A 24680-nucleotide genomic window follows, 5' to 3' on the forward strand; every position below is an offset into this window, starting at 1 on the left:
TTCAGTATATCTCATTATCAATTTGTAGTTTGTTAAAAGTGATATGTAAAAAACTCCCATGTAAGTTAGGTTTTTTAGTATTGTACTAATTAGTTATCAATTACAATGATAGCAATGCATTAAAAAATACAAATGAATTAAAGTATTATGTGATGGGAGTTGATAATGAAGTTCTTCTATTCTTTATCCGAAGTTGTTGATAAGTTTGGTCTAGATATTGAGTTTATTATTAGCGAGTGGATAAAAGGAAAGTTTTATATTTTTATTCATTTTGATGGTGAACCATGTACGTTAAGGCATTGTCGCGAAAATAAGGATGATTTTGAATATGATGTCCGTAATGGAATGGACTTATTTCAGCACGAAAGTAACCCGCTTCATGAATATTTATCGTTTACACCTGAACAGAACTTAGAAAAACACTTTCAATGGAAATTTAAACATGAGTGGTCTATTCGCTTCTTTAAAGGATATAACGAGTACAGATATGATGGAATGGCGTATGGTTATTGGCATATAAAACCGACAAAGACTACGCATTTTAGCCGTGAACAGTATGTATTGTCTGATAAAGAAAAATATAATGATTTGAAAAACAAAGCTGGAGTTGTTTTTGTTTCTCCTTTTCATAATACTGATTATGACTATTTGGTTTTCCGTAAGTCTTTAACATCGGAAATAAAAAATCTTTATATTGAAAGAGAAGCGATTGAGTCATTTTATAATGATTTGATATCTGAATCTACTATTAAAAATGTTGATAGTAGTATTAATTTTCCTGAGGAATATGAAGATGTAATAGTATCTTACTACCCACCGAATAGTAGGTTTGCATTATACATTCTAATCAATGAGATTTTTTCTCGAAATGGGAAGGTCCCTCCAGGTAAAGTTGCTTGGTTTTTTCAAAAAAAAGGTATTCCGATAAACCCATCAACGGTGAAAGTGTGGATGGATAATCCACCAGTCGAACGTAATGTACAGTTTCGAGAAAAAACAAGAGACAGTGAGATGATCTATATCCTACTGCGTGAGCATTTTAAAGATAAAAAATTTTTGAGAAATCCTTCTGCTGTAACTGAAGTGCTAACAGAAATAGCACAGTCAAATACTTACAATTTTGATGTTAACTTTACTTGCGAAGATGTATGTAACTGGCTGAAATTAAATAAAAAATAATCACCACCACCACTTGCTAAGCACTTGCTAAGCCTTAGCAAGTGGTATGCCGCTTTTTTTAAGCTCATCCATAGGTCATTCTTCTTCTGCCAAAACGAAGGAGTCAAAATGGATACAGTATTTATCAAACCCACATCTCAACAGCGGCTACAGGTCTTGAAAGATTACGGTGAGCCTTGTGACCGACTCGTTAGAGAGAAAGAACGTCAATATATTACTTCTGTATCACGTTCAACTGCTTGGAAGCTCGAACGCTCAGGCCTGTTCCCCCAACGTAAAATGCTTGGGGCTAAGTCGTGTGGTTGGTTGCTTAGTGATCTACTCTACTGGATAAATGAAAAGTAGTGGCTATACACATCCTAATTCATCATTTATTTTTTTTGCCAAAAATAGAGGGTAGATACCATGCATGTTTAAAAGAACTAAGAGTAAGCAGAATAGAGAACTTTGCTTGGAGTTTCTGACGCTCCCCACTTTTGCACAACGATTGATACGCTATATACATTATAAAACAGGCGCCGCAGCTGAGCTTATTTTAATAGTGTTGCTTGGTGTAATGGCGTATGCCTGTCAGGATAAATTTGATGTTCAGCTTAAAAATGGGAAAACCTTTACATCGCTTTACCTCCTATTTTTAGCAAGATCAGGTAGCAGGAAATCAACCGTCTTCAGGTTGTTGATGGAGGAAATCTATCGTCTGGAAAAAGAACTGAAAGATGATTTCCTGTTAAAGGAGAAAGTTTATGAGCAGAAATTCGCATCCTGGGAAGTAGAATTAAAAGAGTATAAAAAACAATACAGTAAAGCTATTCGTCAGAAGAACGGTGTAACTGAAACGCTTGAAGCACTGGAGGAATGCCATGCAAGAAAACCGGTTGCCCCGACAAGAAAGTTTCTTACTAAAAACGATTCAACAAGTGAGGGGCTTAGAAAGGTATTAGCGCAGGGCTCTCCGTCGTTGATGCTCGGGTCTGATGAGGCCGGAGGGTTATTCGACGGTAATCTTTTCCGTAATACACCAGTACTCAACTCTCTTTGGGGAGAAGGGAAAATAGCAGACAGCAGGGCTTCACGCGACAGCTACGATGTTGAGGATGCACGGCTAAGCATGTTGCTAATGATGCAACCTGGTTTGTTTGATTACTATCTTGGAAAACAGGGCAAAATTGCAAAAGACTCAGGATGGTTAGCTCGTTTATTACCAATTGACATGGAACAAATACCTGAACTATGCAACATCCCTGATGATGCCTGTTCATGGTCTGATGAGCCAGAGCTTGAAGAATTTTTCTCTATTCTCACTAAGCATCTGCAAGATGGAATGAGACGTAGAGGGAAAAATGAAGAAAGAATCTGTATTACTTTATCTGAAGAGGCGAAAACGTTATGGGATACACAAAGTCAACGAATTCGGGAACTAATGAAACTAGGAGAGGAGCTGCACCATTACGATGATTTTGGTGCCCGATTTATGGAGCATGCTTCAAGAATTGCAGCAGTAATGCAAATGTTTATTACACCTGATTTACCAATAATTACTAAGGAGACATTAGCGTCAGCCTTTAAAATAACTGAGTGGTGCCTTAATCATTTAATTGTAAAAATAGACTCTACCAGAAAGCCTAGTGATTCTGAAATATTGCTATTTTGGCTCGAGGAACATGTTATCAGTAATCAATCTTACGATTTCAGGAGGCATAGTATTCGTAGAGATGGTCCAAATTGTCTTAGGAATATCGAGCGCCTGATATCTGTTTTAAATAAGCTTGAAAGTGAGGGGAAGGTTCAGTTATTCAAGGAGGGTGGCGTTGATTACGTGAAGTTTATAGGTTCAGAAATGAAGCCTGAAAATCTTGCAAATGCATTAAATATACCGACACTTTCATCTGGGTCAGTTGCTTTTAATAAATTACCACGATTTTAATAACTTCAGAGTAATTAATTTTTTCTGGTTAATATTTTTTGTTCTTAAGGCTAGTAACACTGAGGCTTCGGTTTAAATTATTGAGGAGAGTAACCTATGGGTTTTAACTGGTATATGTAATATACCTTCGTCAGTGATTTACTCTTATACCTGTACATCCCCCTATAGGAGTTATATCCAATATCACATGGGTAGCGTGAAGGCTACCCATTATCCAAAAATCAATATTTACAAAATGAAGGATTATTATGAAATCACAATATTCTCTTACCAGTGAAGAAAATACCATGCTGGTGATGAAAGCCTCCAAAATATATAATTCACATATTGACCTCAATATTCTCAACTCACTGCTTGGCATGGTATACGGCACACTGGATCAATATAACCGGATACTGGCTATTCGTACTGACCTGAGATTCGCCCAGTCTCATGTACCGGGAGAGCCAGATCTACCAATATGCTTCCAACGCGATGATGCGCAGGCAATCACTCGCTTCTTCGACTCACTGAAAAGCCAGCTACGTGCGGATCATAACCGGTCCAAGAGACCGGGAATACCATCGTTACCATCTTATGGGTGGTGCAGAGAACGGGATACAAGCGTACACCTCCATTACCACCTGATGTTGTTGTTCAATAGGGATGTTTATGGGTATTTGGGTAATTACCAGAACCTCGATGCTGATAACATGGCAACACGTATACAGAAAGCTTGGTGCAGTGCTGTAGGGCTTTCTCACCAAGATTACCCAACGTTAACTGAATTTCCCTTTAACCCTGAGTACTGGTTTAGCAGAGCTGATGCCTTGAATCGCACCCAAATCTACTGGGATTTCCTGATTCGACTGGCGTATCTGGCGAAAACCAGGACTAAGGATGTCCACTGCGGTTACCGCAACTTTGGCACAAGCCAGTATCCACGCTTAGGCGGATTAGCCTGCTAATAGCACTCTGGGTGAGGATAAATACCTCACCCAGTCAATTAACATAATTGATACATTTCTAGGTAAAAAATTCGATACAGTGTCTCGGTACCCTGCTACAACCTGCTACATGTAGCAGCTGTAGCAGTTCCCAAGAAGCAGCACATACATTTTGGGTCTAAGAGTTACTGGTATGATGTAGTCAACGACACCTGCAATTAACCGATCGATTATGATACAAAAGTGTCATTGATGGCACACGAGATGTTGACTGTAGCCAGTTTGAAATAATCTTTTTTACATGTATGGCCTTTCTTATAGGAGAGGCCAATCTGAATCAACGATAATCATTATTTAAATAATCTGCGTTTCGGACGAAAAAATAGCATTCAGAACTTTGGTTGATTGCAATAACGTCTCTAGTGCAGTTCTCAGTGGAGAAAATACTTCATGTTCCACTGGAAATTCACCATACTCCTTCCAGCAATCAGTAAGTAATTTTGGATTAATGATAACAGGAAGAAAATAGTTACCTTTCCCCTTATCCAATAGCCCTAACTCCCTAAGTTGCTCACGGTATTGCTGTTGAATAGTACTGGTATAGCTCGTAAGCTTTCTGGCCCCACCAAAAAATCCTGCATTCAATTTAAACTCAAAACCAAACTGCCCCTGCTCGGTTCCTGTACCAGTCAGAACGGCTAAAATATAATCATTTCCATCAGTAACTGTCGAACTGTTTTCAAACCAATATTTACAGTTAACGCCTTCAATGACCCAGGCTGGATGGGCTAGCCAGCAATAGTCCTGATGTTCATAATTTGCTTTACCTACCCAGTTGTTGTCTTTCATAAATCGTTCAACACACTGATCAAAGCTTTTCCAGAAGGCAGGGCTTAAATGCTGTTCAAAATAAACAACAGCTTCGTTAAACATCTTTAGTTGCGAAAGAATCAGTATACCGGCCTGACGTTCTGCATCGCTGTGTGGATTCATGTCTAATCCCTTAAATTAAAATGTACGAACTCGATTAAGAAAGCAAAATGCGGCATGGGCAGCCATTTGGCGTGAAGGAGAGTTTTCATTGGCAGAAATGAATTCTTTGTAATGCGGTTGCAACGAAGACTCTAAAGCTGAGGCGAGATGTCGCCAGGAAATACAGGGAACATACTCTGGTTTGAAATCTAAGCCACAGGTCAGCGGTTTTCCGCCACGAGGCGTTAAAAAGATAACGGCCCAGGGACGTGACATTGCGCGTAATTTGGCATCAGAACAGTATCGGGCAACTTGTTCCGGCTGCTCATAGGCATCAATTTTCACCTCGATAAGCAGAAAAAAGTTATCCGCATCGATTTCTATATCAACACGATTGCTATTTTCGCCAGTAGGATTCGTTTCAACTTGTACCCGGCAGTAGTGAAGATAATCTTCAGGGATATCATTCCTGCTGTGTCGTATTGCCCGCAAGAAAGCCTGTAAAGGTAGTCTACCGAAACCATGGGTTCCCTCGGGATCAAGAAGCCATGAAAGGACTGCAGTATTGCGAACCTCTTTACGCCCAAGGCCTGCTACTTCCCAGGGATCAAAAGATAAAGAGCGATGCTGAACAACTTTCAGTGGTTCAGAGAGAAGGCTGAAGAATTCAGTTAGCTGAGATGCATCAATATTTGTTTTTTTATCTTTTTCTCTGGCCCACTCCAGGTTTTTTGGCCATTGGTGAAAAAATTCCGGTAGCAACTCAACCAGTGAAGAATTGTCATATTCCATTCGATGCCCACTCAAAAAAAAGACGAATTGTTCATACTAGCGGCAATTCAAAACACTTCACCGGTTTCCCGTCCTGCATTTCTACCAGTAATCGCGCAGATTGCGGCTGCTCAGCCAACAATCCTTGTTGGAATTTCCCGAACGACGAATGGGCCTCTTCAATAGCCATCTTTTGATGCATTAATGTCGTTTTCGTCCATTTCCGCAGTAATACTTTATTGGCATTGGTGGTATTGCTCTGTTCTGTCAATGCGCTGATGCCTTGTATCCGCTGGTGAAGCTGACGCTCAACTTTGTCAACAACGCTTCCGAACTCCTGATAGTTATGAACAATGGTTTGTTGGCGGTGCCTGACGAGTGTTGTGTTACCTTCGGCATGAGTCAGAAGATGCAACGCTTGCGCACGAACCTTCATCGCCAGGTCCCATTCATGGATTCGCTCATCAAGGATCTTTTGGTGGGTCTGGATCTTATTCGTAATTTCCGAACTGCCAAAGAGCCCACGGTCTTTAAGTGCTGACACTTTGTCACCAGCAGCAGTAATATCAGTCAATAAGTGTGCCTGCAGGGCGGAGAACTGGACTTCAATATCCTCCAGTTTTTGGCGTATTGCTGGCGAACATTGCTCCTCAATAACCACGGGAGTAATTTGCTGCAAATACTGTATGGCCCCAATGATCTCTGACTTGCGCGCGTTATTCTGGAATGCAGAAACTTCACGTACCGCCTCAACAATTTCCGTCAATTTCTTGCTGATATCAGCCAGGTGCTTTTGCGCTAGCACGGCAGAAGCAACATTCAACAACATACCGGCGTTAACAAGCTGACTGAGTTTGTCAGGATTCAGCAGAACGGCATGTTCTTTAATCCCTTTTTCTCCCAAGCTGAAGCCTCGGAAACCTGGGCCATCTTTTACACTCGCCAGAGGACCATTAATAATGACCTCCATATATTGATGGCTGGCAATATGTGTAGAGGCCGCCAGAGAGGGTAATGTTTGCAACAGCGGGCTCAGCCGTGAAATACCGGTAATATCCTGCTCCTGCATCGCACCGGTGTTGATACTTTCCGAAGGTGGAATTGTAGCAACCGTAAGCGCAGGTTGGTGAATATCATGCCCAAAACCCCAGCGTTGATCGTATATGAGAGCAGGCATCGTGGCGGGTGATGGCCGGGTGGCAAGCCGGAACTGGCGGGAGTTTTTTAAGCGAATCCAGGCAATTTGCACCACGCAAGGCAATGTCACTCGAAACGCGGGGTTTGAGATATCATAGGCCGTATACAAGCCGGTAATAGCCAGGCCAACTGGCCCTGTTAATACACCCAACACACGCCCGATGCCAAGCCCTGCAATTAAAGGTAGCACTTTGCCTGCTGTCGTTTGAGCAAGGCCATTGGCAACTAATGCCGCTTTCTGCCAGACGGGGATGTCCAGACTGACAGAGGCGCTAATGCCCATACCACGCAGAATCTGGCGGCGCTCATCATCCGACATTTTTTTCCATGATGAGGTAAAGACACAGTCAATAATCAGCGCTTCTTTTTCTTCTACCGATGCAGCGGCCTGGACCTTCATCTTCAGATGGCTGGCAACGTCATCTACAATTTCGCTATAGCTAACGCCGTTGCGACGAAACAGATTCACGAACGTATTACCACCGAAATGCTGTAACTCCCGTACAAGCAGGCGCAGAGTTTCTTCATCAGGTATATCCTGGTGTTTGGCATCCTGTAATACAGCCTTCACGTTGTCTGACATGGAAAAACCAAACTTCCCGGTGTTAGTGACATAATCGATCAGCAGATCTATATCGCCTTTGTCTGCGTTCAACAGCAGTTGAACCAACGCGTCATCACCCTGGATATCTATCTCACTCATGAAAATACCTCGGCCATATTCGTCACTAAAATCTATTAAAACCCGCGCATCCCATTGATAAACGTTTCAATCACATCACGCACACGGTCGTAGACACGTGCCCGCACGTTCTTGCGTTCCAGAATCTTCGGCGTCCAGGTTAGCGTTTCTGCCACTTCATCCTCTCGCGGCATCACGTCGGTAAAGAGGTAGTTATCCAGTAAGCCGGTCAGTTTGATCGAATCGAGTCGCTCTTCGCTACACAAGGCTGCCAGCGCCTTACCTTTTTCCTGTTTGACATAAGCTTCAAACACCTGAGTGATATCTTCGTCATGCGAGGCATGCAGCAGGCTTTTTTCGATAAAGTTATCAATAAGCTCACGTTTACTGCGCAGAGTAACGTCGCTGTCGACAATATCCATGATCTTTTTCTTCTGCTCCTGCTGCTCTTTTGGTGGCATCGCCTGAATGCCCGCCAGCAGACGCAGAATGTAGCCGACGTTAATGTCGTCGCGATGAATCAGCGAGACTTCAAAATCCACGTCTTCAAGAATCGAGACTTTCTCTTTGCTGGAGTGCTTTTTCACCTTGTCGTGAATATCGAGGTACTTACTGGTGAAATCTGCCAGCGTCTGGTCCGAGAGCGGTTTTGCCGCATCGTCAAAATCGGCAAAGCTTTCGAGGATATTTTTCAGACGCATTACATCACGGAACGCCGTTACAAACGCCAGTTGAGCCTCTTCATCCGGTAAATCGTCCACGCTTTCCACCGTTGGCGTCAGCGTTAACAAGCGATCGACGGCGTCCTGATAATCTCCGAAGTACTCGTCAAAGGGTTTGACCAGCACCACAGAAGAGGCATCTTTGTTCGAGAAAAGGGCAATAGCATCGTCGGTCGCTTTCTTCAGATTACGGAAGCAGACGATATTCCCGTGGCTTTTCTTCTCGTTGAGAATGCGGTTGGTACGGGAAAACGCTTGCACCAGACCGTGGAAACGCAGGTTTTTATCGACGTAGAGCGTGTTCAGTGCCGGGCTGTCGAAACCGGTGAGGAACATATTCACCACCAGCAGAATATCGATGCCTTTCTCTTTGGTGCGCTGGGCGATATTTTTGTAGTAATTGTAAAAGCTCTTTGAGTCATTGGCCGAGTAGCTGGTGCCATACAGCTCGTTATAATCCTCGATAAAGCTATCTAGATGATCGCGACTTGAGGTGTCAACTTTCGCTCCCTGCGGCAGGCTGATATCTTCTTCATCCAGCAGGCCATTTACCGCCTCTTTATCACTTTTGTCCGCTTCGTTGGCGGCATAAGTGAAGATAGTGGCAATCTTTAACGGCTTGTAGTTGGCATCCGCCGCCTGTAGTGCGGCCTGCTTCTCTTTAAAGAGTTTGTAGTAGGCGATCAGCATATCGACTGACCCGACGCAGAACATCGCGGTGAACTCGCGATTGCGTGTCTTGGCGTTATGGTGGGCAAGGATGTAGTCGGTCACTTTGCCCAACCGGATGTCGCTTTCCATCACCTCTTTAGTGTCGATATCTTCCACATCAATATCGATCTCATTGCTGCTCTCTTTGCGCTTGTAAGTGCCGACATACTCCACGGCAAAGCGCAGAACGTTTTCATCCCGGATGGCGTCGACAATAACGTATTTATGCAGGCATTTATCAAACAACAGTTCGGTGGTCTGTTTGACACCATTGGTGATATTGACGTTATCGGCAAAGATTGGTGTCCCGGTAAAACCAAACAGCTGAGCATTCTCGAAGAAGTTCACGATCGCTTTATGCGTGTCACCGAACTGGCTGCGGTGGCATTCATCGAAGATAAAGACGATGCGCTCTTTGCGCAGGTGTGCGAGCTGCGCTTTATACCCTTCATGGGTGATGGCGTTATTCAGCTTCTGAATGGTGGTCAACGTCAGTTTGGTGCTGCTTTGCTTGAGATGTTTTATCAGCGTGCTGGTGTTGTTGGTGGTATCCACGCTGTCTTTCGCAAAGCCGTTGAACTCTTTCGCCGTCTGATAATCCAGATCCCGGCGATCGACCACAAAAATGACCCGATCCACTTCTGGCATTTCCATGATCACCTGACTGGCTTTGAACGAGGTCAGCGTTTTACCGGAGCCGGTGGTGTGCCAGATATAGCCGTTCTCCGGCCGTTCCTGCTTGTGGAGATTGTCCTTCACATGGTGGATCATCGCCTCACAGGCGTAAAACTGATAGGGCCGCATCACCATCAGGCACTTACGGGTTTCGTTCAGCACCGTGTAGTGGGTGATCATTTTGGCGATGTGACACACTTTCAGAAATGCGTCGGTGAATTTCTCCAGCGCTTTTAGCGGGTTATTCTTTTCATCGGTCCAGAATATCGAGTAAGCTATTAGCAACATTCAGGACGACGCATAAATCACACCAAGCCCGCAATCCAGCGGGCTTTTTTGTTATCATCGGCTATCATAAAGACGCAACAAAGCGCATGATTATGGTGTACACAAAGGTGTACCCAATGAGGTTTGTGTACATTGCTTTGGGTACACCCCCTATTCAAAGTTTGGATATTCGCAAAATGCCAAAACTAACAGACATGCAGATCCGCGCATGGATTAAGAGCGGAGAGCGATTCGAGGGGCGGGCAGACGGTAACGGTTTATACCTACGTTACCGTGAAGCCGACAAAACCCCCACATGGAGATTCCGCTATAAACTCGCAGGGAAGTCCCGCGCCATGCTAATTGGCTCTTATGCCGAGCTATCGCTATCAAAGGCCAGAGAGACCGCTAAAGAGCTATCGGCTCGCGTTGCGCTGGGTTATGACGTTGCCGGGGAGAAGCAGGAGCGGAAATCCGAAGCGCTGGCGAAGATTGAAGCCGAAAAAAATGCCATGCGCGTTTCAGAGCTTGCCGCTGAATACTTTGAGCGCCAGATCCTGCCGCGCTGGAAGCACCCCGATATACTCCGCCGCCGTATCGACAAAGATATAAACCCCTGCATTGGCAGCATGAAGGTAGAGGACGTGAAGCCGCGCCATATCGACGACATGCTGAAAGGTATTGTTGACCGTGGAGCGCCGACCATAGCAACGGACGTGCTGAGATGGACGCGCCGCATATTCGACTACGGAATCAAACGGCACGCGCTGGAGATTAACCCCTGTTCAGCCTTTGAGGTGGCAGACGCTGGAGGGAAGGAGGTTAGCCGCGACCGCTGGCTAACCCGCGATGAGTTAATCCAGCTATTCAAAGCCATGCGCACGGCTAAGGGTTTCAGTCGCCAGAATGAAATCACGTTCAAATTACTGTTAGCGTTATGCGTCCGAAAAATGGAGTTATGCGCCGCCCGCTGGGAGGAGTTCGACCTTGATCAAGCCGTCTGGCGCTTGCCAGAGGAACGCAGCAAAAACGGCGACGCTATAGACATCCCATTAGCACCGCCAGCCGTCGAATGGCTGAGAGAGCTTAAAACGTTCTCATGCAATAGCGCATGGGTACTGCCAGCCAGAAAGATGCAAAACCGCATGATCCCCCATATTCAGGAAAGCACCCTGCCCGTTGCGCTGGCGAAGGTTCGCGCTGAAATGCCGGACGTGCCGAACTTCACTATTCACGACTTCCGGCGCACGGCCCGCACCCATTTAGCCGCGCTGGGCGTTGATCCTGTAGTCGCAGAAAGATGCCTTAACCACAAAATTAAAGGCGTGGAGGGTATCTATAACCGTCACCAGTATTTTGATGAACGCCGGGCCGCGTTAACACAGTGGGCGGGCTTGCTGGTGGCACTGGAGCGCGGCGAAGAATACAACGTTACACCGCTGAGAAAGGCGAAATAACCAAGATATGTAAAGAATCAACGAACAGACCGGAACTAGCCCGACGGGGCGAAAAGCGGGAAGCCTTACCGCCTGTTCCGGTCACTCTTCAAGGCAGCGTGAAAGGTGGCGTGATGATTCAAAGTTGTGGGGGTGTATTTGAAAAATACACAAAATCCAGAATAAAAAGCATTCAAGAAGATAAGTATTCCTCGATAAATTCCTTTCATTACGCAATGGAAGCAGACAAAAAGCACCGCGCACTGGTTAGCGAAATTGTTGCCGATGCCGCCAAATTAAGCTGTGGGGAGTCTTTTTCTGTAGATGATTTGTTTTACTCCTACGATGGGCCTCATGCAGGCATTGTTGATATCCTAAAGCGATTTGCTGATATTTTGTGTTTTAAACACCGCGCCGAGGAACCATATTGCCGCCGGATGGCCTGTATTATCGTTTCTATGGCTAGTTATGGGGATTTAGAATCCGCAGCCGCTGCGTATCGCTTTTTCTCTTACTCGTCAGGGGATCTTGCTGCCATAATTAATAATTCTCCAGCCACTCTTGGAGCGCGTGGAGGACGGCCCGCCAACAGACACAAAGCAGAGGCTTGCGACATAGCTAAATCTAAATGGGAGCAAATGGAATACGCTTCCGTGAACGTCGTGGCAACAACCGTAAAACACCAGTTAGAGAAGAAATACACAGACGCGCCGAGCGTCGCAGCAATAAAGAAATGGCTCAATAACGCAGGGATAGCACCGAAGAGATCAGCCCAATAATGAATAAAAAGGGGTTTTTATCCGTTTTGAATATTTACCCCTTTTTAACTGTTTAAATTACAGGCAGTACGGCGAGAAAATGCCCATAACGACGCAAAACGGAGTTATGGGACACATGGCAACACAAAACGCAGCAACTCACACAATCCCCCAATCTGGTTATATCCGACGCTTCCGCCTTGCTGAATTGCTGGGCGTTAGCGTTTCAACCATTGATCGCAAAGTTCGCAGCGGCTCACTACCGCGCCCGGTAAAGCTGGGCGAGAAGATTACCGCCTTTGATGCGGTAGAGATTAACAACTGGCTGGCAGAGCGTCGGGGAAAGGTGGCCTGATGAAAAAAGAAAACCGCCCCGGACAGCAGGCGGCTAACAACATAGATATTCGCGGATCTGATGTTACGCCACCAGCGCCCACCACACAAGTGAACCATAACGCCGACGCTGGTGGCTATCAGGGGCTTTCTCAGCCTGAAATTTCCGACATTATGAACCTATACCCGGACAGCTTCACCGCCGCATAACGGAGCCGAAAATATGACTATCGAAAAAAGCCGATTCAATTCGGAGGCCGCCCCACAATCCAACGTTAACACGGGAGTAATTAACGGCAACGACTTCGCCGCTATTGTCCCGGTCATTACCGGGCAGATTGGCGGGCGTGAAGCCAATATTGTGAGCGCCAGAGCCTTGCGCAAGGCGCTGGGGGTGGGGCGAGACTTCACCACTTGGATTAAAGGGCGCATTAGTCAGTATGGTTTTGCCGCTGGTGTGGATTACATCACCGTTGAAAATTTGCGCTCACCCGTTTCGGGGAGCGCAAAAACTCGCCAGCAAATAGAGCATGATTACCTGCTATCGCTGGATATGGCTAAAGAAGTGGCAATGGTTGAACGCAACGAGCAGGGCCGCGCCGTTCGACGTTACTTCATTCAGTGTGAAGAGGCACTACAGCGCAGCGCCCCGGAGATTGCCGCTCAGTATCGCCGCCAGCTAAAAGCCCGTATCAGTGCCGCCAACCTGTTTAAGCCGATGTGCGCAGCACTTGAAAGCGCCCGCGCAGAACAGGGCAAACAGACACAGCAGCGCCACTACAGCAACGAGAGCAACATGATCGCCCGTATCGTGCTGGGTGGCATGACGGCGAAGCAGTGGGCGCAGACCAACGGCATTGCTGGCGAACCACGGGACAGCATGAACGCCGCACAGCTTGAACACCTCTCCTATCTGGAAAGCACCAATATCACGCTAATTGAGCTGGGGCAGGACTACGACCAGCGCAAAGCTGAATTAATACGACTGTCTCAGCGCTGGCTGGCGAAGCGTATGGGGGTAAGCCATGCGTAACCAAAACCCCCAGCCGGGAAGCCGTTACAAGGATTCGCACGGGGCTGTAGTGACCGTTGAGCGCGTCGAGCATAACCGCGTGACGTTCTACCGCGACGGATATCAGCACCCGTGCGTACAGCCTATTGAGCGATTCATGAAGGAGTTCGCGGAGGTGGAACAATGATTTCCGTCCAGAGAAAGCCCCTATCACTGGCTGGCCTGTCAGTAGATATAAGCTGTAATAGCTCAGTTATGTATAATAAATTTCCATCTTTTTCTTATGTAGTGAAACGGGATACTACCGTGGCGGGTTTTGCCACATCGACTTTAGCGACCAGTACGCGCACGCGCGAAGGTGAGTTTCTGGAGTCCATAAAAAAGGGCAGCGCCTACAGGTCAGACCACCAGCAGGAAAATCAGTGCTATAGTCCTCACGTTGCTGCAAAATCAGCGACCGGGATTTGCACCCCGAACACACACAGGGCGACACAGACGCCGAAAGCGTCTTTTTTTGTGTCCAATCACTATGCACACCTAATCAGCGGCCTTGCCCGTAATGAATCAATGGTGGCGTTAGTGGGGCTACGTTCGCGTAGGCCGGTTTCCTTTGTGTCCGGTAGTGCAAACCCTGCTAACGTCACCGCCAATCATGACATTTGCACGTCAGGCGGTGACTCCTTAAACACAAAGGAGGCTGCCATAATGGCTACTACCCCTACCCAAAATCCACAATTTATATGGTTAATCGCAGCAGTTCGCCGCGATATGCCGACAATTACCGCCAAAATTCACCATATCGCCGCAGAGACTGAGCAGGAAGCCCGCCGCATTCTGGCGCGGGATCACGTTTGCTTTTTCGCCGGACGTATTCGCACAGGGGGCGCACATGCTTAATTACTTCCGTGTTGCAGGATGCGCCACCGCCCGGAGCGGCGAATTAGTCGAGTTCGTTTATATCGTTGACGCCCGCAGCGCGATCAGCGCCAAAGCTGAGGCGCTAAATCAGGCCAGATATGAACGCCTTTCCCACATCCAGATTACCCGCATTCGTGAGGTGGCAGCATGAGCCTGTATAACGATTTAGTGTCCGGCAACTTTGATGGTTGTACACCTGATGATCTGAAAGGAATTGAGAGCCGCGCCAGTGATGCCGTGAGTAATTTAATGCTGGGCGTCAGTGCCATTGGTAGCCTCATGTTCTGGGCGGCTGATAGCGATGACTACCCGGAGGAAAGCGCTAAAGCTGATATGTACAGATTAGGCGCAATGCTGGGTACGGTTGGCGAGGTGGCGCGGGCGCTGGATGATACAGCGCAAAACGCAGCGTTTTTGAGATTAGACGGCGAGAAAAAAAACAAAGGGAGCGCGGGCAAATGAAACAGTTCCGAATTACCGCAACCTGTTTTGATGGTTCAGGAGCGCCGATCCCGGTCATATGGTACGGAGAGGCCGAGATGCCCGATATTGCCGTTCAGTGTATGAGAGACGAAGCGCATGGCAACGGATGGAGTATGGGAGCAGTCACCGCTATTCAGCAGCGTGACAAACAACAGAAGTTATCAGCATGAACATATTACACCGCGCAGAGGCCACACCGAACGGCGTCAATATCATGACCCGCAATGATGCCGGGGGATATGAGCAGTTTGCTCTTATCAGCTACGAGAGCGCCGTGAACGGCCTTGACGCCGGAGAGTACGACGACAAGCCAGATATCGGATACGCCATACATTTTGCCGTTGCTGATGGCGGGGCGCGTGGCTGGTTCGACTTCACCGCGCATCATAACGTCACTATGTGGCGCTGGCTGATTGCTGCCACGTTCATTTCTGAGATGAAGCGCGAGAACGGCACCATCACGGTTACTGAACCTGACGGCACATCATCGCAGGTGGCGATTTACTCCAATGGCACGGCGGGGATTGTGGTTTACCCGTTCGCGGAACGTCTGGCGATGGCGAATAACATCGAGGGCGCAATGATTGAGCGATACGGCGTCGAACAGGGTACGGAAAAAGCCATTGTGTTTTATCAGGCCATGCTCGATACGGAGCGCGGCGAGCTGACCCCGTTCGGACGTGAAACGCTGGCAGAGCTGCATGATGGATTCATTGCTGACCTGAATGAAAACGGCTTGCCTGAAATGCCAGCGGCGCACTGAGGGAGGTAACACGAATGCGTAATATCGACATTATCCGCGAAGTGACCAGCGCCGCCGCTGGTAAATGGCCTTATGTGCTGGCTGGCCTGTCTATCGACGTTCCTGATTCATCGCGCCGCCATGCCCCCTGCCCTGCATGTGGCGGTACGGATCGCTTCCGGTTCGACGACAACGGGCGCGGTAGCTTTATCTGCAACCAGTGCGGCGCTGGCGACGGCTTAGACCTGATTAAGAAAGTGAACAACTGCGACACCACGGAGGCGGCACACCTTGCCGCTGATGTGCTGGGTATTGATTACCGGGCAGCGGAAACCGATCCGACAGCAGCCAGCCAGAGGCGGGAGCAAATGGAGTCTGAGCGCCAGCAGCATGAGCAGGAGCGCCAGAAACAGGCCGCAGAGGACGCAGAGCAGCGCCGGGCTACGTTTTCCCGTCTGTATGCCGGAATGCGCCAGAGCGTCATACAGGGCGAACCTGATTACCTACAATCAAAAGGGCTGGCCGGGTTTAATTACCCACTAATGCCGGATGGTTCGTTATTGCTGGAGCTGGTGGATGAATCCGGCGCAGTGGCAGCAGCGCAGACCATTACACCGCAGGGAGAAAAGCGACTTCTGACTGGTTCGGCAAAGCGCGGGGCATATCACGCCGTAAACGCGCCAGAATCGCCGCAGAGCGTTTTAATTGCCGAGGGGCTGGCAACGGCCCTTTCAGTTCACCTGATGCGCCCGGACGCGCTGACAGTGGCAGCAATTGACGCGGGCAACCTGCTACCCGTTGCCGAAGTGATGCGCCGTAAACACCCGAAGGCGCAAATTATTATCGCCGCAGACAACGACCACCACCAAAACGGAGAAGCCAATACAGGCAGGGAGGCCGCAGAGAAAGCCGCCTTATCCGTGGCTGGCTGGGTATCAATGCCACCGACAGACTACAAAGCCGACTGGAACGACCACCACCAGCAAAACGGGCTGGAGGCCGCCGCAGTGGCATTTAACGATTCGACGTACCAGCCACAGGGGGAAAGTGTGACCGTACAACTGAAAGCGATTGAGGGCGGCAAAAAGAGCCGAACAAAAGAGATCGGGGACATTTCGCAGATGGCGGCGAGCCAGAAGGCGCGGCTACTGTCTGCCCGGTGGGAGCGTCTGGCAGTAAACACCGACAGTCAGGCGGTTTATCGGTACGCTTGCGGGGTGTGGGAGAGGCTGCCAGAGGCAGAGCTTGAACGGGAGATGGTGGCAATATTCGACGAACACGAGGCGCATTACACGGAGAAAGGCGTTAAGTCGGTTGTAGCCACCATGAAGCTACAGATCCCGCCCACAGGAGAGCAGCCAGCGGATTGTATCGGATTCAGTAACGGAATTTATGACCTGAAAGCGCAGGAGTTCAGACCGCACGCGCCTGATAACTGGCTGATGAATCACAACGGCATTGAATACACGCCAGCGGAGCGCGGGGAGACCCTTGCAACCCATGCGCCGAATTTCACCCGCTGGATTAATCACGCCGCCGGGGGGAATGGCGACAGAGCCGCGCGGATTAAGGCGGCGTTGTTTATGGTTCTGGCTCGCCGTCATGACTGGCAGCTATTTATAGAAGTAACCGGGGAAGGCGGCAGCGGGAAATCTGTATTTAGCAGCATAGCCGTATCACTGGCAGGTGAGCACAACACAGCCAGCGCCAGCATGGGAACGCTAGACACAGCCAGAGGGCGGGCGCAGCTTGTGGGAAAAAGCCTGATTATCATGCCAGACCAGACCCGCTATGTTGGAGAGGGTGCGGGGATTAAAGCCATTACGGGCGGCGATCCGGTAGAGATTGATGGGAAATATGAAAAGCAGTTCACAACCGTGATAAATGCCGTTGTTATGGCAACCAATAACGAGCCGATGACATTCACGGAGCGAAACGGGGGCATTGCCCGCCGCCGCGTGATATTCCCGTTTAATAACCCGGTATCAGACGCAGACAAAGACCCGGATTTAACCGCAAAAATCAGGCGAGAAATCCCGGTGATTATCCGCCACCTGCTAACCACCTTTTCCGACCAGAACAAAGCAAAGGCACTGTTACTTGAGCAGCGCGATTCTCAGGAGGCGCTAGACGTTAAACGCGGCACAGATCCGGTTATCGATATGTGTGCGGCACTTTTTTTCATGAACGAACCCAAAGGCATGATGATGGGCGGAGGTACATGGGCAGGCCAGCCAGAGCCGAGGGCGTATCTTTATCATCTTTACCTGGCGTTTATGGAGTATCACGGGCTGGGTAAACCGCTTTCCGTCAATAAGTTTTCACGCGCCATAAAATCAGCAGCAAAAGAGTACCGAGCCAGCTACCTGACGCGAAGCATTAACGGCAGAGCGCAAACCAACGTGGGCTATAACGAGATGGCTGAGGAGTTTATACCGCGAGCATATGGCAGCAGCACCGCCGAAGGGGGCGAAGAATAGTTTACCCCTGATTTATCCCTACCTATCCCTACAAAGTCATTTAAGGCCAGTAATGACGGGGTTTGTAGACTGGTAGGGATATATATACTTATCCCTACTTATCCCTACATATCTCTACCAAATAAAACAGGCAGTAAAATGCCGTTGAAGTGATTTAGTAGGGATAAGTAGGGTTATGTAGGGTAAGAAAAACAATTCCCTACTAGCCTGAAAGCCGCGCCATATCTGGGTTTCATCGATTAGTAGGGTTTGGTAGGGATATTACACCCCAAAAAAGATTTACAGGGGGGGGTATGATTCAGCTAAAGGGCGAAAAAATGAACGAACATCATAAAAAGCAGATCGAAGTTATTAGAGAGATTGAAGCGCAGGGGTTCACCGCGCAGGAGGCGGCGGCCTTGTTACTGGCTGGCGAATTATCCCGGCTAAATGACAGCATGGACTACCTGAAACGAGCCGCCGGGAATATTGACAACACGTTATCAAGAATGGAGGGCGCTTAATGACAGCACAGATATCAGCCTACGGGCGGCTGGTGGCAGATCCCCAGACCAGAACGACAAACAGCGGCGGCAGCATGACAATGGGGCGTTTAGCGGTGGCACTGCCATGCCATGCAGCAGAGGGCGGAGAGGTTACTTTCTGGCTGGGTGTGGTGGCATTCGGCAAACAGGCCGACGCACTGGCAGGACACGTTAAAGGCGATTTAGTCAGTGTTGCCGGAGCGATGCAGGTCAATCAGTGGGCGGGCAAGGATGGCGGTACACAGCAAGGTTATCAGGTAGTAGCCGACAGCGTGATCAGCGCCAGAACGGTACGCCCCGGCGGGAAGCGGGCCGAGTCAGTCAAAGCAAGCGGAGCCAGCAGGGGCCACGAAACGCAATCCGCGCCGGGATGGGAGCTATATAACACCCCTGATGATTTTGACCAGCGCCCACCATTCGACGATGAAACGCCATTCTGAGAGGGAAGATATGAGTACGCAACCCATCATTATTGAGTTCGGCAGCTATCGCTGGCCCAGACATCTTGCAATACATGAAGCAGGTCATGCGATAGCCGCATGGTTTTTCGGCATACAGGGGGTAGAAATTGCTTTATCGGGTAATAACCGAGTGGCAAAAACCTACCTTAGCGGCGATGTTGATGAATGTGGAGCCGTCGCGGTATGGCACGCCAACTATCCACGGAATGTGGCTGAGGTTAAGCCTTACACCCTCTCGAATGATGACACCAGGTTACGTCTGATAGACCAGGTATGCCGGGCTATGGTTATCTCTCTGGCTGGTATCGTCGCGCAATCACGCTATACGGGGGATGATATTAACGCACTGATGGAAACGTCCGGGAAAGCAGACATGAAAAATGTTCGTGATTTATCAGAGGTATACCGGGTGGCTGGTGGAGAGGATGCTGATATACAGAGAATATCCCTTTCCCGTGCTGAGGCGCTGATTGCCCTGAAATGGTGGGATGTTATCGCGCTGGCGAAAATACTGGAGAACCGTAACCATATGCCTGCCAGCAACTTCCAGCGCATTATGGGTGATATTGACAAGCCTGTACCAAAGCCTATGGCGCTGGCTGAACTGGATGAATTGGTGGGTGAAGAATGAAGCCATACATTCTGGCAGCCTGCCTGATCTCATCGGCACCGGCACTATCTGCTATCCATTGTGGGGGCTTTACCATACAGCCAGACCGTTATCGGACAACGATTAACGGCGATGTGATTCATATTGTTGATGCGCAATTTTACGGCGCACCGCGAGACTTTAGCCAGGCCGCCATAAAGTTATTGCCGGATGCCATTACCACTACCGATAGGCAATACCGACTGGAGACGCAGGGAGGCAATGCCTTGCTTGAGTTGATGACCAGAGAGCAACCGCCACGCGTGCTTAATCGTGAGCGCTGCGATGCCGGGCTAACAGGCTTTTACTGGTACTCGTCTGTGCCGTGAGGTTCGCACCCAAACGGCGGAAAATTTAGTACTGTTTAGGACGGATTTAAAACCCTAGCAGCGCCAGACCCGCGCCAGTAGTGGGCTGGAAGCCAAATCCTGATTCAGGACGTCCTAAATATCTGGTTAGTTCCACTGGTACGCAGTACGCAGTACGCAGTCAGGTGCGCAGCAAAACTGCGTATTCAACGTGCGTACTACCTGACGAATGCTAACTGCGAATTCGCAGTAATTTCTAAGCGCGAATTGCTCATTCGAAAAATAGCGGAGATGCCTGTTATTGCTGGCTTGGGCGCTATCCGTTCGCAGTAGATGGCGGAAGTTAGATATACAGTTTTATTAAGGTATTGTTAGGGTTTGTTAAGGTTTTTGCGCACAAAAATGCGCACAGTGAGCCGTTAAATGAAAAAAAATAGCCAACAATCAAGATCGGGATGGGGTGGCAAGCGGAAAGGCGCAGGCGCACCGTTGGGCAATACTAATGCCGTCAAACATGGCGAACGCAGTCGGCGGGCATTCTTCCCATTTGAGGGGGGAGAGGCGCTTTCTCCGCTGGTGCGAAATCGTGCAAGAAACCTCATGCTGGCCGAGAGATACGGGCTATTACTGGCGAATTATCCGACGCCGGGAACAGAAGAATGGCGCGAGATGACATTGATTAACGGACTCATGGGGCTACATGCCGACAGAATCGCACGGCTTGAGCTGAGATTAGCGAGATCCGTTTCAATGCAAGCAAGGCGGGATCTGCGAAGGGTTAAAAAAAGCGGCGCATGTTAGCAATCCATATGGTCACTGATATTGAAATACTGGACTGTACTGGACGGACTCAAAGCCCATGTGAGGCGAGACCCGCGCCAGATAAGGGCTTGAATCCAGTACGCAGATTAACCCGTCATATGTTTTTTTATCTATTCCGCCCTGCCCCGTTCGACTCAGCCAACCCGCTCGCATTCCCCATCAATCGCTTTATCAGCGCCGCCATTATCGCGCACAACGGCACACTGTCCGGGTAAACCGTAGCGCACGACCGTTGCGCTAGTTTCACCGCCACGCTTTACCTGCCGGGATTCGTACACTGTCACCCGCTCAAGCAATCCACCAGCAACCATGCTTTCAAGAGTTCGCCGGGTGGATTCGAGCGGGTGGCGCTTATCGAACGACGCCATGCCATGAAGAAGGTAGGCCACGCCCGATACATCGAACGGCGGCGCACCAATCTCACCTGTCACCCATTCGAGGTTATCCGGCTCAAAGTAGCTGAGTATCTCTTTTTTGCGGCTGGTCATTCTCATGGCTGGCTGAGTCCTTATTGTGGGATAGAGGTATCATACAATAAGGTGGTAGACGATGAAGGCATGGGAAAGGTGGGCAAGAGCATAAAATAGCCAAAAACCCAGAGCGCTCTAAAATTCCGTGTACACAAGGGTGTACCCATTGAAAAAAGGCATTATCAAAAACACAGTAACCACGCAGCTTTAAGTCACCTACTCAATAAACAGATCCAGAAGAAGGTCTGCTCGAAATGGTTGGCGCGGTTGTTGGCGTAGTATTTGGTGTCCACGCCGTTGCTGATAATAAAGATCTGCACATACTGGAACAGGCCGCTGCCTACCCAGAACGCATCCCGATGGTAGCGATCGATCTGGTTGAAGGCTTCCTTCAGCCCCAGACCGCGACGCTTAAGTTCAATTTGCACCAGCGGCAGGCCGTTAATCAGCAGCGTGACATCGAAGCGGGTTTTACGCGTGTTTTGCTCGGCGTTGAACTGCGTCACCTGGCTCGCCACCTGAAACTCGTTCTGGCACCACTCCTCTTTATTGATAAAGCTGAGCCACTTCTCGGTGCCGTCATCACGCAATAACTGGTAGCGATCGCGCAGAATTTTGGCGCGATCGATGACTTCATTACCTTTTGTCAGGTGCAAGAAAATACGGTTAAATTCGCCGTCCGTTAGCGGAGAAGATTCCAGCCGGTTATGTATTTCAATCTGCTTTCGCAGGTTGGCTTTCATACTGGTTTCGTCGGTGACATTCACCCGTTCGTAGTGCATGCCAACCAGCTGTTCCACCAGTTGCGCTTCTAACTCGTATTCGCTTTGCGTTGCCATCAGTACATAGTGCCTTTTATTATTTTGCAGGCCCGAAGTTGGTCGGGCCGGATTATTTTTATACAAACATTTGCTGGAGCAGGCCATGCTTCCAGGTTATTAGCTTGTCCAGTTCTGCTTTTTTGACGGTAATTTTATCGTCGAGAGAGGAGAGGAAGTTGGCGATTTTGGTTTGTTCTTTAATGATTGGCAATTTGATCTGCATATCAGCCAAAGTCCCCATAACGATATAAGGGGTATTTCCTTCTTTCTTTTCCCCATAAATTCTTTCATTCAAATACATATCAAGAAAATATTTCACATACTCAATATTATGAATGAAACCGTCCAGTACATACGTTCTCTGGTAAGCATTAAACTTTCCTGAGTAATAATGTATGTACCCAACATTCGCACCGTTACCTGATATTAATAGGGCTTCAGTGTCAAATGCATACTCATCAATTTGATAAAATTCTCTCGCGCATGTATAAAATCTATATTTTCCACCAACAACCATTGCATTAGCATCTAGTTTTCCAGTTCTTATTCTACAGATATCACCTAGGTTTTTATGATGCCATACTGGGAAATCTTCGCCGCATTCATCCTTAAACCGCAATTCCTGACTGAAAATCTTCTGCATCATCCCTTTTTTGTACCGACACAGCAGGTCGTGCTGCTTGCTCAGTAGCACGATTTTTTCGTCAACAGAGGACAAAAAATCGGCGATTTTGGTTTGTTCTATTTTATTGGTTGCATAAAATCCAAAATTTTTAATTGTGCTTAAATTAAGCCCAGACTTAGCTCCAGAATCATTCTGCTGATTTAATATATTATTATATTTTTTCGTCGACAAAAGATTTGCGATGAACTTGGACGAAACTATAGATAAATTAGGTCTAACTAAAGCAGTATGTTGATTAATATACGCAGTTCCCAAATCATCTGGAACCCATCCCAGTTTACCCAGTTCCGCGGTAATAGAAATCAAAATATCATGATGCTGTAAGGCTGTGCGTTTACCTTCATTCGAATTTTCAGGCAAACGAACAAATTTTAAATCTGACAAGTTTAATGTAATTCCATCTCTTACGAGATTTGTCATGCGAATAAATTTATCTCCGCCGTCAGCATAGTACTGTGCCCAATCACGAGAACCGCTGGTAATAAATGAAGATATTTTACCGAGCGAGGTTTCACTCCATGGCTCATTGAACCCCGCAAATCTAAGGGAAGGTGCGAACAAGTTCCTGATATGAGATCATCATGTTCATCCGGAGCGCATCCCAGAGGGACATCATGAGCCATCAACTCACCTTCGCCGATAGTGAATTCAGCACTAAGCGCCGTCAGACCCGAAAAGAGATTTTCCTCTCCCGCATGGAGCATATTCTGCCATGGCAGAATATGACCGCTGTCATCGAGCCGTTTTATCCCAAGGCGGGCAATGGCCGACGGCCCTATCCGCTGGAGACCATGCTGCGTATTCACTGCATGCAGCATTGGTACAACCTGAGCGACGGTGCCATGGAAGATGCCCTGTACGAAATCGCCTCCATGCGCCTGTTTGCCCGATTATCCCTGGATAGCGCCCTGCCGGATCGCACCACCATCATGAATTTCCGCCACCTGCTCGAGCAGCATCAACTGGCCCGTCAATTGTTCAAGACCATCAATCGCTGGCTGGCCGAAGCAGGCGTCATGATGACCCAAGGCACTTTGGTGGATGCCACCATCATTGAGGCACCCAGCTCTACCAAGAACAAAGAGCAGCAACGCGATCCGGAGATGCATCAGACCAAGAAAGGCAATCAGTGGCACTTTGGCATGAAGGCCCACATTGGTGTCGATGCCAAGAGTGGCCTGACCCACAGCCTAGTCACCACCGCGGCCAACGAGCATGACCTCAATCAGCTGAGTAATCTGCTTCATGGAGAGGAGCAATTTGTCTCAGCCGATGCCGGCTACCAAGGAGCGCCACAGCGCGAGGAGCTGGCCGAGGTGGATGTGGACTGGCTGATCGCCGAGCGTCCCGGCAAGGTAAAAACCTTGAAGCAGCATCCGCGCAAGAACAAAACGGCCATCAACATCGAATACATGAAAGCCAGCATCCGTGCCAAGGTGGAGCACCCGTTTCGCATCATCAAGCGGCAGTTCGGCTTCGTGAAAGCCAGATACAAGGGGCTGCTGAAAAATGATAACCAACTGGCGATGTTATTCACCCTGGCCAACCTGTTTCGGGTGGACCAAATGATACGTCAGTGGGAGAGATCTCACTAAAAACCGGAAATAACGCCAGAAATGGCGGAAAAAATAGCCTAAATAGGCTGATTCGATGTGTTTGCGGGAAAAAAATCGGCCCAGATCCGCGAAATTTTAATCAGCGAGTCAGCTTTGGAAGAAATGACCTGCTTATTCGCACCTTCCCTAAGCTTCG

29 protein-coding genes are annotated in these 24680 nt (G+C 48.3%); 22 read left to right on the forward strand and 7 right to left on the reverse strand.

The window, feature by feature from the left end; all coding sequences use genetic code 11:
• Positions 1–165: 165 nt before the first annotated feature.
• The 4 genes from H7R76_RS03455 to H7R76_RS03470 all read left to right on the forward strand — a co-directional run bounded on the left by H7R76_RS03455 (position 166) and on the right by H7R76_RS03470 (position 4050).
• Positions 166–1179 carry a hypothetical protein gene (locus tag H7R76_RS03455; RefSeq protein ID WP_181561950.1) on the forward strand — a complete coding sequence of 338 codons (1014 nt, stop codon included), beginning with the start codon at positions 166–168 and terminating at the stop codon, positions 1177–1179.
• 108 nt (positions 1180–1287) lie between these two features.
• On the forward strand, positions 1288–1524 hold the full coding sequence (locus tag H7R76_RS03460; RefSeq protein ID WP_181561951.1) for a helix-turn-helix transcriptional regulator: 237 nt from the start codon (positions 1288–1290) through the stop codon (positions 1522–1524).
• Positions 1525–1588: 64 nt separating this feature from the next.
• The gene (locus H7R76_RS03465) at positions 1589–3103 is read left to right on the forward strand and encodes a YfjI family protein (RefSeq protein WP_182289211.1); all 1515 of its coding nucleotides are present in this window, start codon (positions 1589–1591) and stop codon (positions 3101–3103) included.
• Positions 3104–3351: 248 nt separating this feature from the next.
• Positions 3352–4050: an inovirus Gp2 family protein gene (locus H7R76_RS03470; RefSeq protein WP_181561953.1), complete on the forward strand. Its 699-nt coding sequence runs from the start codon at positions 3352–3354 to the stop codon at positions 4048–4050.
• Between the two features lie 333 nt (positions 4051–4383).
• On the opposite strand, the gene H7R76_RS03475 is transcribed toward H7R76_RS03470, so the two are convergent.
• From H7R76_RS03475 to H7R76_RS03490, 4 genes are read right to left on the reverse strand one after another with little or no spacing between them, the layout of a single operon-like run.
• Complete coding sequence (locus H7R76_RS03475) at positions 4384–5022, reverse strand: hypothetical protein (RefSeq protein ID WP_182289210.1); 639 nt, start codon at positions 5020–5022, stop codon at positions 4384–4386.
• Positions 5023–5037: 15 nt separating this feature from the next.
• On the reverse strand, positions 5038–5793 hold the full coding sequence (locus H7R76_RS03480; protein WP_182289209.1) for a PDDEXK-like family protein: 756 nt from the start codon (positions 5791–5793) through the stop codon (positions 5038–5040).
• A gap of 31 nt (positions 5794–5824) precedes the next feature.
• Complete coding sequence (locus H7R76_RS03485; RefSeq protein ID WP_182289208.1) at positions 5825–7672, reverse strand: hypothetical protein; 1848 nt, start codon at positions 7670–7672, stop codon at positions 5825–5827.
• A gap of 35 nt (positions 7673–7707) precedes the next feature.
• Positions 7708–10047 (reverse strand): type I restriction endonuclease subunit R, encoded by a 2340-nt coding sequence (locus tag H7R76_RS03490; RefSeq protein WP_227673941.1) that lies wholly within the window; start codon positions 10045–10047, stop codon positions 7708–7710.
• A gap of 116 nt (positions 10048–10163) precedes the next feature.
• Between H7R76_RS03490 and H7R76_RS03495 the strand changes: the two genes are divergently transcribed.
• From H7R76_RS03495 to H7R76_RS03575, 17 genes are all read left to right on the forward strand, one after another.
• Positions 10164–11483, forward strand: coding sequence for a tyrosine-type recombinase/integrase (locus tag H7R76_RS03495; protein ID WP_182966971.1), 1320 nt, complete (start codon positions 10164–10166; stop codon positions 11481–11483).
• Positions 11484–11596: 113 nt separating this feature from the next.
• On the forward strand, positions 11597–12241 hold the full coding sequence (locus tag H7R76_RS03500) for a hypothetical protein (protein ID WP_182966973.1): 645 nt from the start codon (positions 11597–11599) through the stop codon (positions 12239–12241).
• Positions 12242–12356: 115 nt separating this feature from the next.
• Entirely contained in the window at positions 12357–12575 is a 219-nt protein-coding gene (locus tag H7R76_RS03505) for a helix-turn-helix transcriptional regulator (RefSeq protein ID WP_060568610.1), read from the forward strand.
• Positions 12575–12763, forward strand: a complete 189-nt coding sequence (locus tag H7R76_RS03510) for a hypothetical protein (RefSeq protein WP_117250707.1) — start codon at positions 12575–12577, stop codon at positions 12761–12763. The genes H7R76_RS03505 and H7R76_RS03510 overlap by 1 nt, the downstream gene beginning before the upstream one ends.
• A 13-nt stretch (positions 12764–12776) precedes the next feature.
• A complete protein-coding gene (locus H7R76_RS03515) occupies positions 12777–13586 on the forward strand; it encodes an antA/AntB antirepressor family protein (RefSeq protein ID WP_182966975.1) in 810 nt (269 codons plus the stop codon).
• Positions 13579–13752 (forward strand): DUF4222 domain-containing protein, encoded by a 174-nt coding sequence (locus tag H7R76_RS03520; RefSeq protein ID WP_080901415.1) that lies wholly within the window; start codon positions 13579–13581, stop codon positions 13750–13752. The genes H7R76_RS03515 and H7R76_RS03520 overlap by 8 nt, the downstream gene beginning before the upstream one ends.
• On the forward strand, positions 13749–14462 hold the full coding sequence (locus H7R76_RS24815) for a host cell division inhibitor Icd-like protein (RefSeq protein ID WP_227673942.1): 714 nt from the start codon (positions 13749–13751) through the stop codon (positions 14460–14462). The genes H7R76_RS03520 and H7R76_RS24815 overlap by 4 nt, the downstream gene beginning before the upstream one ends.
• On the forward strand, positions 14455–14634 hold the full coding sequence (locus H7R76_RS03530; protein WP_182966977.1) for a hypothetical protein: 180 nt from the start codon (positions 14455–14457) through the stop codon (positions 14632–14634). The genes H7R76_RS24815 and H7R76_RS03530 overlap by 8 nt, the downstream gene beginning before the upstream one ends.
• Positions 14631–14945, forward strand: a complete 315-nt coding sequence (locus H7R76_RS03535) for a ubiquinol-cytochrome C reductase (protein ID WP_137910544.1) — start codon at positions 14631–14633, stop codon at positions 14943–14945. The genes H7R76_RS03530 and H7R76_RS03535 overlap by 4 nt, the downstream gene beginning before the upstream one ends.
• Positions 14942–15136, forward strand: a complete 195-nt coding sequence (locus H7R76_RS03540; RefSeq protein WP_080917015.1) for a hypothetical protein — start codon at positions 14942–14944, stop codon at positions 15134–15136. Before H7R76_RS03535 ends, H7R76_RS03540 begins: the two co-directional genes overlap by 4 nt.
• Entirely contained in the window at positions 15133–15729 is a 597-nt protein-coding gene (locus H7R76_RS03545; RefSeq protein WP_182966979.1) for a ubiquitin family protein, read from the forward strand. Before H7R76_RS03540 ends, H7R76_RS03545 begins: the two co-directional genes overlap by 4 nt.
• A 14-nt stretch (positions 15730–15743) precedes the next feature.
• The gene (locus tag H7R76_RS03550) at positions 15744–18188 is read left to right on the forward strand and encodes a phage/plasmid primase, P4 family (protein WP_182966981.1); all 2445 of its coding nucleotides are present in this window, start codon (positions 15744–15746) and stop codon (positions 18186–18188) included.
• A 293-nt stretch (positions 18189–18481) separates the two neighbouring features.
• The gene (locus H7R76_RS03555) at positions 18482–18691 is read left to right on the forward strand and encodes a hypothetical protein (RefSeq protein ID WP_020801608.1); all 210 of its coding nucleotides are present in this window, start codon (positions 18482–18484) and stop codon (positions 18689–18691) included.
• A complete protein-coding gene (locus tag H7R76_RS03560; RefSeq protein ID WP_016244018.1) occupies positions 18691–19152 on the forward strand; it encodes a single-stranded DNA-binding protein in 462 nt (153 codons plus the stop codon). The genes H7R76_RS03555 and H7R76_RS03560 overlap by 1 nt, the downstream gene beginning before the upstream one ends.
• A 10-nt stretch (positions 19153–19162) precedes the next feature.
• A complete protein-coding gene (locus H7R76_RS03565) occupies positions 19163–19804 on the forward strand; it encodes a hypothetical protein (protein WP_182966983.1) in 642 nt (213 codons plus the stop codon).
• Positions 19801–20151, forward strand: coding sequence for a hypothetical protein (locus tag H7R76_RS03570; RefSeq protein WP_182966985.1), 351 nt, complete (start codon positions 19801–19803; stop codon positions 20149–20151). The genes H7R76_RS03565 and H7R76_RS03570 overlap by 4 nt, the downstream gene beginning before the upstream one ends.
• 402 nt (positions 20152–20553) lie before the next feature.
• Positions 20554–20931, forward strand: coding sequence for a hypothetical protein (locus tag H7R76_RS03575; RefSeq protein ID WP_071600550.1), 378 nt, complete (start codon positions 20554–20556; stop codon positions 20929–20931).
• Positions 20932–21086: 155 nt separating this feature from the next.
• Here H7R76_RS03575 and H7R76_RS03580 read toward each other — a convergent pair whose 3' ends face one another.
• The 3 genes from H7R76_RS03580 to H7R76_RS03590 all read right to left on the reverse strand — a co-directional run bounded on the left by H7R76_RS03580 (position 21087) and on the right by H7R76_RS03590 (position 23489).
• Entirely contained in the window at positions 21087–21446 is a 360-nt protein-coding gene (locus H7R76_RS03580) for a hypothetical protein (protein WP_021313899.1), read from the reverse strand.
• A 188-nt stretch (positions 21447–21634) separates the two neighbouring features.
• Positions 21635–22261: a type I restriction endonuclease gene (locus tag H7R76_RS03585; protein WP_227673943.1), complete on the reverse strand. Its 627-nt coding sequence runs from the start codon at positions 22259–22261 to the stop codon at positions 21635–21637.
• Between the two features lie 58 nt (positions 22262–22319).
• Positions 22320–23489 carry a restriction endonuclease subunit S gene (locus H7R76_RS03590; RefSeq protein WP_197975073.1) on the reverse strand — a complete coding sequence of 390 codons (1170 nt, stop codon included), beginning with the start codon at positions 23487–23489 and terminating at the stop codon, positions 22320–22322.
• 53 nt (positions 23490–23542) lie between these two features.
• Between H7R76_RS03590 and H7R76_RS03595 the strand changes: the two genes are divergently transcribed.
• Positions 23543–24523, forward strand: coding sequence for an IS5-like element ISKpn26 family transposase (locus H7R76_RS03595; protein ID WP_182930037.1), 981 nt, complete (start codon positions 23543–23545; stop codon positions 24521–24523).
• The last annotated feature ends 157 nt before the right edge of the window (positions 24524–24680 follow it).

It is taken from the genome of Klebsiella sp. WP8-S18-ESBL-06, from assembly GCF_014169755.1.
Taxonomy (GTDB): domain Bacteria; phylum Pseudomonadota; class Gammaproteobacteria; order Enterobacterales; family Enterobacteriaceae; genus Kluyvera; species Kluyvera ascorbata_B.